Annotated in this window: 11 protein-coding genes; 1 reads left to right on the forward strand and 10 read right to left on the reverse strand. The window is 44.2% G+C overall.

Going from position 1 to position 11,792, the window contains the following annotated elements:
* Positions 1-20 precede the first annotated feature (20 nt).
* The gene (locus ACFSJY_RS01725; RefSeq protein WP_386030461.1) at positions 21-875 is read right to left on the reverse strand and encodes a M23 family metallopeptidase; all 855 of its coding nucleotides are present in this window, start codon (positions 873-875) and stop codon (positions 21-23) included.
* 72 nt (positions 876-947) lie between these two features.
* Between ACFSJY_RS01725 and ACFSJY_RS01730 the strand changes: the two genes are divergently transcribed.
* A complete protein-coding gene (locus ACFSJY_RS01730) occupies positions 948-1,409 on the forward strand; it encodes a DUF721 domain-containing protein (protein ID WP_386030463.1) in 462 nt (153 codons plus the stop codon).
* A 53-nt stretch (positions 1,410-1,462) separates the two neighbouring features.
* Here the strand turns inward: ACFSJY_RS01730 and lpxC are convergent, their stop codons facing one another.
* From lpxC to murD, 9 genes are all read right to left on the reverse strand, one after another.
* A complete protein-coding gene (gene lpxC / locus ACFSJY_RS01735) occupies positions 1,463-2,377 on the reverse strand; it encodes a UDP-3-O-acyl-N-acetylglucosamine deacetylase (protein ID WP_386030465.1) in 915 nt (304 codons plus the stop codon).
* 133 nt (positions 2,378-2,510) lie between these two features.
* Positions 2,511-3,674: a cell division protein FtsZ gene (gene ftsZ / locus ACFSJY_RS01740; RefSeq protein WP_386030467.1), complete on the reverse strand. Its 1,164-nt coding sequence runs from the start codon at positions 3,672-3,674 to the stop codon at positions 2,511-2,513.
* A gap of 94 nt (positions 3,675-3,768) precedes the next feature.
* A complete protein-coding gene (gene ftsA, locus ACFSJY_RS01745; RefSeq protein WP_386032195.1) occupies positions 3,769-5,004 on the reverse strand; it encodes a cell division protein FtsA in 1,236 nt (411 codons plus the stop codon).
* A gap of 4 nt (positions 5,005-5,008) precedes the next feature.
* On the reverse strand, positions 5,009-5,767 hold the full coding sequence (locus tag ACFSJY_RS01750) for a cell division protein FtsQ/DivIB (RefSeq protein WP_386030469.1): 759 nt from the start codon (positions 5,765-5,767) through the stop codon (positions 5,009-5,011).
* Positions 5,767-6,684 (reverse strand): D-alanine--D-alanine ligase, encoded by a 918-nt coding sequence (locus tag ACFSJY_RS01755; protein WP_386030471.1) that lies wholly within the window; start codon positions 6,682-6,684, stop codon positions 5,767-5,769. The genes ACFSJY_RS01750 and ACFSJY_RS01755 overlap by 1 nt, the downstream gene beginning before the upstream one ends.
* Positions 6,677-8,125 carry a UDP-N-acetylmuramate--L-alanine ligase gene (gene murC / locus ACFSJY_RS01760; RefSeq protein ID WP_386030473.1) on the reverse strand — a complete coding sequence of 483 codons (1,449 nt, stop codon included), beginning with the start codon at positions 8,123-8,125 and terminating at the stop codon, positions 6,677-6,679. The genes ACFSJY_RS01755 and murC overlap by 8 nt, the downstream gene beginning before the upstream one ends.
* Complete coding sequence (gene murG, locus ACFSJY_RS01765) at positions 8,118-9,209, reverse strand: undecaprenyldiphospho-muramoylpentapeptide beta-N-acetylglucosaminyltransferase (RefSeq protein ID WP_386030475.1); 1,092 nt, start codon at positions 9,207-9,209, stop codon at positions 8,118-8,120. The genes murC and murG overlap by 8 nt, the downstream gene beginning before the upstream one ends.
* On the reverse strand, positions 9,199-10,395 hold the full coding sequence (ftsW, locus tag ACFSJY_RS01770) for a cell division protein FtsW (protein ID WP_386032197.1): 1,197 nt from the start codon (positions 10,393-10,395) through the stop codon (positions 9,199-9,201). Before ftsW ends, murG begins: the two co-directional genes overlap by 11 nt.
* 32 nt (positions 10,396-10,427) lie before the next feature.
* Positions 10,428-11,786 carry a UDP-N-acetylmuramoyl-L-alanine--D-glutamate ligase gene (gene murD / locus ACFSJY_RS01775; RefSeq protein WP_386030477.1) on the reverse strand — a complete coding sequence of 453 codons (1,359 nt, stop codon included), beginning with the start codon at positions 11,784-11,786 and terminating at the stop codon, positions 10,428-10,430.
* Between the last annotated feature and the right edge of the window lie 6 nt (positions 11,787-11,792).

Here is an 11,792-nt window from a genome sequence, read left to right on the forward strand (position 1 = left end):
ATACTTATCTTACAATCGGATTACTTGGCTTTGCGGTATACGTATTTGATTGGGTTAATCTGTGCATTGTTTCTCAAGATTTCATAGTGCACATGTGGCCCTGTCGAGCGACCTGTACTCCCCATCTTGGCAATGACTTGCCCTTTTTCAACGACGTCACCCAACTCGACTTCAAGTGTTTTATTATGGCCATAACGTGTTTTGTAGCCATCACCGTGGTCAATTTCAATTAAGTTGCCATATCCATAGCGTTCACCAGACCACACAACAACGCCAGAAGCTGTTGCTATAACTGGTGCACCTTCTTTACCTGCGAAGTCTACGCCTTTGTGCATCGCCGGCCGCCCGTTGAATGGGTCCTTACGAATACCATAGTACGATGACAACCACCCTTTTTTAATGGGGCGGCCAGATAAGTAACTATTGCTTTGGATATGGTGACCTAATGTTAAGGATTCAAGTATCTTTAATTGTTTTTCTTCTTTGTTAACGCTTTCCGTTAAAGAATCAATTTCTAGCAGCAAATCAGCCAGTGTTTTACTTTGCAACGATTCCATGGCCTGTACAGGTCCGCCAGAAGGTGGTTGCTCTTCAAAATTAAATTCTTTTTCTGGGATATTATTTTCTGTAGCTAGGCGATCACCCAAGGCATTCAAACGAAGCACTTGTGACTGAAGCTCTGCAAGTTTAAGCGTTAAAGCAATCACTTGCTGCTTGTCAGAAGTCGGTAACGAACCAATTTCCTGTTCAGGATCTATACCTGACTGCAATTGATACGGCTCCGTATTGCTAGAAATAAACAGGTGCACAACTAAACCAGATACTAACGCAAAAACGGTAAGCGCAGACAGCCAATGGAGCTTAGTCAGCTTCATTGAGAATCTAACATTTTTTCCGCGGTATAGTAGTGTTAAACTCATATTGATAGAAATTAATTGTGCTTGGGTATGTTTCGAAACAACAAAAAACCGTCTGAATTAGCGTCGCTTTTAACAAAGTCGAGCGGCACTTTGGCACAAATTAACCAAAAAACCAACTTTTTAAAAAAAATTGATTTAATTGTACGCCAAACCTGCCCTGATCTGCCAGAAGATACTTGGCAAATAGCAAATATTAAAAATGAAACAGTAGTTATTGAAGTCCGATCGGCAGTGTGGAGCCAACGACTGCAATTCGAGAAAAATAATATCGCACTGCAATTAGCCTACGCATCTGAAGGTGCGATTAATCAAGTACAATTAAAGGTATCTCCTTTTAGCCATGCCTATGGGCAGCCTATAAAGGAGGAAGATAAGCCCAAGAAACATATGTCTCGGCACACTGCCGAACAACTAGAGCAAGTAGCAGCATCTGCGCCCAAGTCGCTACAAGAAAAAATACGAAAACTTGCGAAGCACGCCAATAAATAAAAAGGTCAGCAATTGCTGACCTTTTTTGAAATTCATTTGTCGTTGTAGACTGACTAGCTTAGAGCGCCCGCTTCTTGAAACATAATTGGCGCTGTACTTTCATCTTCGTAAGTAACCCATTCCCAAGCGTCTGCTTGCTTGAACACTTCACGAAGTAAAATATTATTCAATGCGTGCCCTGATTTGAATGCTTTAAGTTCACCAAGAATACTTACACCACCCATGTATAGGTCGCCGATAGCATCCAAGATTTTATGCTTCACAAATTCATCATCATAACGCAGCTCATCTTTGTTAAGCATACGATATTCATCAAGCACAATCGCGTTTTCTAAGCTGCCACCTAACGCTAGGTTGTGAGAGCGCAAAAACTCGATATCTTTCATAAAGCCAAAGGTACGTGCACGGCTGATTTCTTTGATAAATGACGAAGACGTTAAGTCCATAGTCATTTGCTGACCTGTTTTCGAGATAACAGGGTGTTCAAACTCAATGGCAAAGTTCACTTTAAAGCCATTATAAGGAACAAGTTCAGCCCACTTATCACCTTCTTCAACACGAATTGGTTTGGTAATACGCAGGAATCGTTTAGCTACACTTTGCTCTTCGATGCCAACCGATTGAATCAAGTAAACAAAAGGTAATGCGCTGCCATCCATAATTGGAATTTCAGGCGAGTCAACATCAATAACAAGATTATCAATACCTAGACCCGCTACAGCAGACAACAAGTGCTCGACGGTGGAAATCTGTACACCTGTCTCGTTCACCAAACACGTACATAAAGTGGTTTCACCAACAGCTTCTGGCGTCGCTTTAATATCGACGACAGGATCTAGGTCAACACGACGGAATACAATACCAGTGTTTGCAGGTGCAGGACGGAGAGTGACCTTTACCTTTTCACCTTTGTGTAAACCAACGCCGACGGCTGAAACGCTATCTTTTAAAGTACGTTGTTTGATCATAAATTGCCTTTTACTTAGCTAAAAAATTTCGGAAAACATCCGACCACCTTTATAAGCGGTGGCGAAATGTAGCAAAATTTACCAACAAAATCAAAAAAACTGCGATAACTGTACGATTTGTAACAATTATGTATTAGTCAGCTTGTTTACGCAAAAACGCAGGGATATCTAAATAGTTATCCAATTCCGCTTGCGATGTCTTAACCGGCTGCGCTTGTGCATTTGCTTCTGGCATTGTCGCTGTCATTGGCTCAGCCTGCGGTTGAGCAATGAAATCACCACCCACAACTTGCTGTTCAACGACTGGTGCAGGGTTTACTAATGTAATATCTGGCTTGCGCTCAGCCCCAATACCTGTTGCAACTACCGTTACACGTAATTCATCTGTCATTTCAGGGTCGATTACTGCACCAACTACAACTGTTGCATTTTCAGACGCAAACGCTTTAACCGCATTACCTACAGTTTCAAATTCGTCAATGCTGATATCCATACCCGCAGTAATGTTAACAAGAATACCGCGTGCACCGGCTAAATCGACGTCTTCGAGTAACGGGCTAGAAATAGCAGCCTCAGCAGCTTCTTCAGCACGATCTTCGCCTGATGCAATACCAGACCCCATCATTGCCGTTCCCATTTCAGACATTACGGTACGAACGTCTGCAAAGTCCACATTGATTAGACCTGGACGTGTGATCAATTCAGCAATACCTTGAACAGCACCAAGTAATACGTTGTTTGCCGCTTTGAATGCGTCAAGTAAAGACGTACCAGGGCCCAGTACCTTTAATAATTTTTCGTTAGGGATAGTGATCAACGAGTCGACGTGATTTGCAAGAAATTCGATACCTTGGTCCGCGTAGTTCATACGCTTTTTACCTTCAAACGGGAAAGGCTTTGTTACAACAGCTACTGTCAATATTCCCATTTCTTTCGCTACTTCTGCCACGACAGGTGCAGCACCAGTACCGGTACCACCACCCATACCAGCTGCGATGAAAATCATGTCAGCACCTTCAAGCGTTTGCTTGATCGTTTCACGATCTTCTTCTGCCGCACGACGGCCAATCTCTGGATTTGCACCAGCACCTAGCCCTTTCGTAACATCACTACCTAGCTGCAGCGTTACATTCGCTGATGAGTTACGTAGCGCCTGCGAATCTGTGTTAGCCGTAATAAACTCTACACCTTCGATCGTCTGGCTAACCATGTGCTCAACGGCGTTACCGCCGCCACCACCAACGCCGATGACTTTAATTACTGCTTCTTCGCTGTGATCTTCCATCAATTCAAACATAGTTTCTCTCTCCGTATGTTTACTTTTTTGTTCCACCAAAAATTACAATTTGTTGCGCTTCTCACTGAATAAGGGTCAATGAGAAGTGCAACCGTTAAAATTCGCCTTTAAACCAGGCAGTCAGACGTGACCATAAATCAGTCACCCCTTCTACATTCTTCTTTGTTGTCTCTTCGTTACCACTTTCTTGAAGTCCGTAATGCAATAAGCCGACAACCGTTGCGTAAGTTGGGTCGTCTACGTAGTCATTTAAGCCCTCAACAGGTAAAGGCTTGGCAATACGCACTGGCATTTGGAATACTTCTTCAGCAAACTCGACAACACCTTCCATTTTCGCTGTACCACCAGTTAACACGTAACCAGCGGCAATTTGGTCGGCTAGGCCTGCTTCACGCAACTCTTCTTGAATCAGTTCGAATAGCTCGTGATAACGAGGCTCAACTACCTCTGAAAGTGTATGTCGAGACATAATGCGAGCTGGACGCCCACCAACACTAGGCACTTCAATACTTTCTTCCATGCTGACCATTTGGCGTAACGCGCAGGCGTATTGCACTTTAATATCTTCGGCATGACTCAGTGGTGTGCGAAAAATCTTCGCAATATCACTAGTAACCTGATTTCCCGCCACAGGGATGACCGCTGTATGGCGTAGAGCACCGCCAGTAAATACAGCGATGTCCATCGTACCTGCGCCCATATCCACGACACAAATACCTAACTCTTTCTCATCTTCTGTTACGACAGAGTAACTAGATGCCAATGCTGAGAAAATAAGTTGGTCGGCTTGAAGCTCACAGCGTTCAACACATTTGACTAAGTTCTTTGCCATATCATTAGCACACGTAACAATATGGACTTTCGCTTCCATACGAACACCTGACATACCAATAGGGCTCTTAATGCCGTCTTGGCAGTCGATACTAAATTCTTGCGGTAATACATGTAGAATGGTGCGTTCAGCAGATAGGGGCACAGAACGAGCCGTATGAATAACGTTATCAACGTCTTCTTGCACTACTTCGTTGTCACTAATCGGCACCATACCGTTTTCATTTTGACAACTGATATGCTTGCCTGAAATGCCTAAATAAATTGAGGTTATACGACAATCCGCCATCAATTCAGCTTCATTAATGGCACGCTGAATTGACTGAATCACAAGATTCAAGTCGTTCACACCGCCTTTATCCATGCCACGAGAAGGCTGATTACCAACTCCAACGATGCTTAATGTGTTATCCGGTGTAATTTCGCCAACGGCAACAGATATCTTGGAAGTACCGATATCCAAACCTACGACTAATTTTCTGTCTGCCACTTTTGCCATCTCGTTATACTCTTTCTTCCGAGGCTGGTTTCCAGCCAACGGCTACACCTGTGTCATATCGTAAATCGATATAATCAATTAATTGTTTATCTTCACGGTACGCTTTGATCTGTGGATAAATATCCATAAACCTCTGCACACGTTGTACGCGTTCTTCACGCCCTAGATTAAGCTGCACGCCATCACTTAACGTGAGTTGCCATGAAAAACGCTCTGTTAGCACCAATTCAGCAATAGACAACTTGTTGTATGACAACAAATTATTTAGGTTGCGATAATTCTCTAGCGCGATCTCTTCACTACCTTCTGGACCAAAAAATTGAGGTAGAGGGTGAAACATTCGCTCTGCATTCGCTTGAAATGCTACACCTTGCTGATTAATAAAAAAGTCACCATTCCATCGAGCTACCGGCGACTGATCAACCACATAAATCTTTAACTCATTTGGCCAATGCTTTCGCACTGCTACCGAGTACACCCAAGGCAAGTCGTCAACACGCGCCTGCACTTGATTAACATCTACCTTAAAAAAATTACCTATATTTAGCGGTTCAATCGCCAGCAAAATATCTTGCTCTTTGGTGTATGGCATTTCTCCGCTGATAACCACCTGCGTTACCGGTGCAGTTTCTTCCGCACTAACGCGCTTGCTAACAAACCAAACGACAGATAACAAACCAACCACAACAAAAAAGAAAAAAGTAAGACCTAGCCAAAATGACCAATGCACTTGCTTTAATGATTGGGTGGCAGCTTTCGTCATTACTTCACAAGCTCCACTATTCGTTTCACCAAACTAGCAAAATCTATATTCATAGCTTTAGCTGCTTTAGGGACTAATGACGTCTCTGTCATCCCAGGTACGGTATTCACTTCCAATAACTGCCACTGGCCTTCATGGGTGCGCATCACATCAACACGCCCCCAACCACAAGCGCCCACGGCATCAAATGCATCTTTCGCAATTCGTTTCAATTCTGTCTCATCTTCTGCCGATAAATCTGCAGGACAGTGATATTGGGTTGTTGTACTTTGATACTTCGCTTTGTAGTCATAGAACTCACGAGGCGTTTCCATGTGGATAGGCGGTAAAACCTGATCGCCTAATATGGCGACGGTGTATTCAGGGCCATTAATCCATGCCTCAATCAACACTTCGCTATCATATGCGAATGCAGCTTCCAGTGCTGAAGCCAATTGTTCTGCATTTTCAGCCTTCGCCATACCAATACTTGAACCTTCGTTTGCAGGCTTGACCATAGCTTTACCGCCAAGCGCTGAAAGTATCTTTTGGCAATCTTCTACTTTATAGTGTGATTGCTTCACAACCCGATAAGGTGCAGTTGGTAAGTCAGACGACTGAAAAATTTGCTTTGAACGCACTTTATCCATACAAAGTGCCGAACCGAGTACACCAGAGCCTGTATATGGCAGCCCCAAGAACTCAAGCGCACCTTGCAAACAACCATCTTCGCCACCTCGGCCGTGCAATGCGATAAACACACAATCGATATCCATCGTGCTGAGCTCTGCAAGCGAGGTAAATTTAGTGTCTACCAGCGACACATTAAAGCCAGAATTCTCTAGCCCCTTTGCAATCGCTTTACCTGAATCTAAGGACACCTCTCTTTCTGCCGACGTTCCGCCATAAAGGACAGCAATAGAATGATACTTAGTCATTGCTCCCCTCCACATTCAATGCAGGGTGGACAGCTAGACTCTTAGCAATAGCACCTATGTTTCCAGCACCTTGCGTAATGATCATGTCACCTGATTCAAGCTGATTGGCCAATAAGCTTGCTAATTTATCTGTATCACTCACATAGACGGGCTCAATCACACCGCGCTGACGAATAGCACGTGCAAGTGATTTACTGTCCGCAGTTGCAACAGGTGTTTCGCCGGCCGCGTACACGTCAAGTAAGAATAAGGCATCCACTTCAGACAGTACTTCGACAAAATCTTCGAACAGGTCGCGAGTTCGCGAGTAACGGTGCGGCTGAAACACCATGATTAAACGTTTTTCAGGCCAACCTTTACGCATCGCTTTGATTGTTGCTTCCACTTCTTTAGGGTGGTGACCATAATCGTCAACAAGCACCATATCACCTGCACCAGTACTTAAATTGGCTAGCTGTTCAAAACGACGACCAATACCCGCAAATTTCTCGAGCGCACGACGAATAGCAGCGTTGTCGATACCTTCATCTTTTGCAACGGCAATCGCAGCAAGAGCATTCAGTGCGTTGTGCTCGCCAGGCAAATTAACTTGCACTTCAAAAGGCGCTTCACCATCAAGCTCAACCATAAATGTGGTTGCGCCAGCACTTTGGGTGTAGTTAAACGCACGAACATCTGCATCTTCTGAAAAACCATACGTAGTAAACTGACGACTAATACGCGGCAACAATTCTCGTACAACAGGGTTATCGACACATACAACGGCTAAACCATAGAAAGGTAGGTTGTGGAGAAACTCGACATAGGTATCCTTAAGTTTTTCGAAATCGCCTTCATACGTATCCATGTGATCTTCGTCAATATTGGTGACGACAGAGACCATTGGCTGCAAGTGCAAGAAAGACGCATCAGACTCGTCGGCTTCTGCAACCAAGTATCGGCTAGATCCCAATCTTGCATTGGTACCTGCACTATTTAAAAGGCCTCCAATAACAAAAGTAGGGTCAAGTTCAGCCTCAGCAAAAATACTCGCAATCAAACTGGTTGTCGTTGTTTTACCGTGCGTGCCAGCGATAGCGATACCGTGTCTAAAGCGCATCAACTCCGCTAGCATTTCTGCACGACGAACCACAGGAATGCGTTGTTCAAACGCAGATACAATTTCAGGGTTTGTTTTATCGATAGCGGTAGACACCACAATAACACTAGCACCATCGATATTGCTTGCTTGATGGCCGATATTGACAGTCGCACCAAGTGATACCAAGCGTTTTACCACAGCATTCTCAGCAATATCAGAGCCTGAAATTTGGTAACCTTCGTTTAACAATACTTCAGCAATACCGCCCATACCGGCACCACCAATTCCAACAAAGTGGATTTGACTCACTCGGCGCATTTCAGGGATCTGCATTGCTTTTAATTTCTCTTGTCTAGTCATTCGCCACTAACTCCTTACAAGCTTTCGCTACTTTCGTTGTGGCATCAGCATGAGCAGCATCTAATGCTGCCTTCGACATGTTCTTCACGACAATGTCGGAACCAAATAAACTGTTTAGCATTTGTGCTAGCGTAGTACCGTTAAAGTCGCGCTGCGCTATTAATTTTGCTGCACCGCGTTGTACAAGATAATTTGCATTTTTCGTTTGATGATCATCCACGGCATGAGGAAGTGGGATAAATATTGCTGGTTTACCCGCCATCGCCAATTCCGATACAGTCAAAGCACCGGCACGGCACACAACAACATCGGCCCATTCATACGCTTGCGCCATATCTTCAATAAACTCTGTAACCTTGATACGGTCGTTAGCAATGCCATGTTGCTCGTAGCTTGCATTTACTTGTTCAGCATTTCCTTTTCCAGTTTGATGCCAAACATTAATTTGCTGCTGCTGTATTTGCTTGATGGCTGAAGGTACTGTGTCGTTAAATACTTTCGCACCGAGACTTCCGCCAACAACTAACACTTTCTTCGTTTCAGACGCTTGCTCAGGCACAACATGCTCAAGTTCAATCATTTCTTTACGAAGCGGATTACCCACAACGTTGGCCTGGACATTTGGCTTAAACGCATTAGGAAATGCACAAAGCACTGTATTCGCTATTTTTGCCAAATAACGATTGCTCATACCTGCAACGGCATTTTGCTCGTGTAATACCAAAGGCTTACGTAACAACCATGCAGCAACGCCACCCGGCGCACTGGCGTAACCACCCATTCCTAAAACGACGTCCGGGTTAATTTCACGAATCACTTTTACCGATTGCATAACAGACTGCAGTAACTTAAAAGGCACTTTGATAAGTTCCTTCCAGCCTTTATTACGCATACCCGCAATATTGATAAAAGAAATTTTGTAGCCTTGTTGAGGGACAATATCGGCTTCCATACGATTAGCAGTGCCTAACCAATGAATATCCCAACCTTCCAATTCGAGCGCTTTCGCTACAGCAATACCAGGGAAAATATGTCCCCCAGTACCACCAGCCATGACCAACAATTTAGGAGAACTATGCGTCATCTTGCGCCTCCTGCTTAGCTGGCTTACGTGTCGATTTGGTCGCTTGCAGGCTTTGCAAACGCAACTCATGGTCTATCCGTAAAAGAACAACCACGGCTATTGTCATGATAATGGTTGAGCTGCCGCCATAACTAATGAGCGGCATCGTTAGTCCTTTGGTCGGCACAATACCTGCGCTGGCACCAACATTTACCGCGGCTTGGAAACAGAACCAAATACCAATGCCGTAAGCAAAAAAGCCTTCGAAATACTTTTCTTTGTTGATTGCGCGACGGCCAAGCAATAACGCTTTGATCACTAAAATACTACTTAAAACTAAAATGGCGCTGATGCCAATAAAACCAAACTCTTCCGCGAGCACCGCCATAACAAAGTCGGTGTGTGCTTCCGGAAGATATTCTAACTTTTGAATACTATTACCAAGACCTTGACCGAACATTTCGCCACGACCGTAAGCCATCAACGATTGCGTTAACTGGTAGCCACTGCCGAAAGGATCTGCCCATGGATCTAAGAAGCTGGTGACACGGCGCCACCGGTAGGGTTCAAAATAAGCGAGCGATGATAACGCACCCAAGCCAACCAAGGCAACAGCGATGAACTGCCACAACTTCGCACCGGCGAGGAATAATAAGCCAAAGGTTGTAACAAACATTACAATCACAGTACCAAGGTCTGGTTGTAACAATAGCAACATGGCAAGCACACCAAAGACAACGAGCGGCTTTGCAAAGCCTTTGATGTTCTCCATGACTTCGTCACGGCGACGCACTAAATAAGCAGATAGATAACAAAAGAAGAATAATTTCGCTGGCTCTGCCGCTTGAATGGTAATAGGGCCAACAACTATCCAACGAGTAGAACCATTTACTGTTCGACCTATGGCTAACACAACAATAAGCAAGGCAACGGCTAACAACAATAATTTACCGCTATTTTGATGCCACCAACTCATTGGTATTTGTAAAGTGCCTGCCGCAATGACGACACTTAGGCCAATGTAGATGCTATGACGAATAACAAAATGGAATGGGTCACTAAAAAGACGCTCAGCGACGGGCATTGAAGAGCTAGCGGCCATAATAAGGCCAATGGTATACATGGTCACCATTAACACAATATAAGAGCGATCAAACGTCACATTAGCGTTAGTTTCTACCTTCATCCAATCTGGTAGTGTAGGCATTGCAATTGCGCTTAAAGAGAAGTTAGCTGCCATTAGCTTGCCTCCCTTGATTGAGCAATTGCGGAGACAAATGCTTCACCACGCGCCACAAAGTTTGCGAACATGTCGATACTTGCACATGCTGGAGACAACAAAATCACATCACCTTTTTGCGATTTTTGACGAGCCAGTGCAACTGCTTGATCCATGGTATCCACTTCACTAGCGTTTTCAGTCAACAGCGTTAATGCTGATTTGTCTTTACCTAGTGCGATTAACCATGAAATATGCTGAGCGATAGGAGTTTTAAGTGGTGTAAAATCAGCCCCTTTTCCTTCACCGCCAGCAATTAAAATAAGCTGCTGTGAATCACTTAGCGTTGGTGCTAGCCCTTCAATAGCGGCGATGGTTGCGCCAACATTTGTCGCTTTAGAATCATTAATCCAAAATAAGTCATCATTGCTAGCAACACGCTCAAAGCGATGTGGCAACCCTTTGAAAGTAGGTAATGCAGCAACCATAGCTTGCATATCCCAGCCAACAGCTTTGCCTATTGCAAGCGCTGCCATAATATTCGTGGCATTATGGATGCCTGAAATAGGCAGTTCAGCAACAGGTATAACTGATGTTTCACCATAAGTTAGCATTAACTGACCATCAAGATCGCTGATACCATACTGTTGCTGGCTTGGCGCGGCTTGGGTAAATCCAATGACGTTCTCAGCATGAATGCTCTCTGGATAAGTCGCTTTATCATCGACATTGAACACCAACGTATCCGCGTTGTTATAAATACGACGCTTTAACTCACCATAGACTTGCATGGTTTTGTGACGGTCTAAGTGATCATCACTAAGGTTCAATACGCATGCTGCTTTGGGTTTCAAACTGCTAATAGTTTCAAGCTGAAAACTCGATAGCTCCATCACCATAAGCTCAGGTGCATCGTCTAAGGTATCTAATACTGGAACACCTACATTGCCACCTAGTTGTGTTTTTACGCCCAGCTCCTGTCCGATATGGTGGACTAGGTTTACTACAGTAGACTTACCATTCGATCCTGTTACAGCCACACAAGGCACATCGCTAATTCTTGCATAAAGTTCGATATCACCAAGAACATCGCAGCTAGGCTGAATAAAGTTAGCAATCTCAGCGGCAGTAGTATCGACGCCAGGACTGACAAATATAATATCAGCCTGAATAATTAAGCGACTGCTCCAACTACCGGTGACAAGGTCAATGTGAGGGTATTGGCTGTAAAAATCGTCGAACTGTGATAACCCTGTACGGCTATCGTTTACACTAAACGGTAAATTATGCTTCGTTAGAAAACGCACAAACGACATGCCGGTTAGGCCAAGGCCCAATACCAGAATTCGTTTATTTTCAAAATGCGCTCTATTAAACATAGTAAA

Source organism: Thalassotalea euphylliae, assembly GCF_042682785.1.
GTDB classification, from domain to species: Bacteria; Pseudomonadota; Gammaproteobacteria; order Enterobacterales; family Alteromonadaceae; genus Thalassotalea_F; species Thalassotalea_F euphylliae.

Bases quoted from the DNA above. Each gene is read 5' to 3' on its own strand.
- ACFSJY_RS01725 (WP_386030461.1), bottom strand. From the start codon at position 875: ATGAAGCTGACTAAGCTCCATTGGCTGTCTGCGCTTACCGTTTTTGCG.
- ACFSJY_RS01730 (WP_386030463.1), top strand. From the start codon at position 948: ATGTTTCGAAACAACAAAAAACCGTCTGAATTAGCGTCGCTTTTAACA.
- lpxC (WP_386030465.1), bottom strand. From the start codon at position 2,377: ATGATCAAACAACGTACTTTAAAAGATAGCGTTTCAGCCGTCGGCGTT.
- ftsZ (WP_386030467.1), bottom strand. From the start codon at position 3,674: ATGTTTGAATTGATGGAAGATCACAGCGAAGAAGCAGTAATTAAAGTC.
- ftsA (WP_386032195.1), bottom strand. From the start codon at position 5,004: ATGGCAAAAGTGGCAGACAGAAAATTAGTCGTAGGTTTGGATATCGGT.
- ACFSJY_RS01750 (WP_386030469.1), bottom strand. From the start codon at position 5,767: ATGACGAAAGCTGCCACCCAATCATTAAAGCAAGTGCATTGGTCATTT.
- ACFSJY_RS01755 (WP_386030471.1), bottom strand. From the start codon at position 6,684: ATGACTAAGTATCATTCTATTGCTGTCCTTTATGGCGGAACGTCGGCA.
- murC (WP_386030473.1), bottom strand. From the start codon at position 8,125: ATGACTAGACAAGAGAAATTAAAAGCAATGCAGATCCCTGAAATGCGC.
- murG (WP_386030475.1), bottom strand. From the start codon at position 9,209: ATGACGCATAGTTCTCCTAAATTGTTGGTCATGGCTGGTGGTACTGGG.
- ftsW (WP_386032197.1), bottom strand. From the start codon at position 10,395: ATGCCTACACTACCAGATTGGATGAAGGTAGAAACTAACGCTAATGTG.
- murD (WP_386030477.1), bottom strand. From the start codon at position 11,786: ATGTTTAATAGAGCGCATTTTGAAAATAAACGAATTCTGGTATTGGGC.